Source organism: Mesorhizobium sp. M0139, from assembly GCF_040322455.1.
Taxonomy (GTDB): Bacteria; Pseudomonadota; Alphaproteobacteria; order Rhizobiales; family Rhizobiaceae; genus Mesorhizobium.
Genome location: NZ_JAMYTN010000053.1, coordinates 1 through 545, shown reverse-complemented (window position 1 = coordinate 545; position 545 = coordinate 1). Strand labels below are relative to the sequence as shown.

1 protein-coding gene is annotated in these 545 nt (G+C 65.5%); it reads left to right on the top strand.

What is annotated here, in order from left to right:
- The coding region (locus NKJ58_RS31465) for an integrase core domain-containing protein (RefSeq protein ID WP_352854719.1) at positions 1-545 on the top strand (545 nt) is incomplete at both ends.

Genomic DNA, 545 nt, shown 5'->3' with positions numbered 1-545 from the left:
GCATGGCCTGCCGGATCGCTTCAGAAGCGACAATGGCCCGCCCTTCGCATCGGCCGGCGTCACCGGGCTGACGCCGCTTGTCGTGCGCTTCATCAAGCTCGGCATCACCTTGGAGCGGATCGCACCCGGCAGGCCACAGCAGAACGGACGTCACGAGCGCTTTCACCTGACCATGCTGCCGATGGCCGAGGCACCGGAAGCCGACCGAACGGCACAGGGCCAGGCCTTCGAGACCTTCCGCCACAGCTACAATGAGGAACGTCCCCATGAGGCGCTGGGCATGGATACGCCCGCCCAGCACTACCGGTCCTCACAGCGCGCCATGCCCAGGACACCACCCGAGCCCGTCTATCCGGCCGAGGCCTCGGTCCGCCGCGTGCGCCACAATGGCGAGATCCGATGGAATGGCGGCTTCATATATGTCTCGCAAGCGCTGGCGGGCGAACCGGTCGCTGCGTTGGAGACCGAAGACGGACAATGGACACTCTCATTCCATGCCCACCCGCTCGGCATCATCGACACACGGCACATGAAGCTTGTCCGCC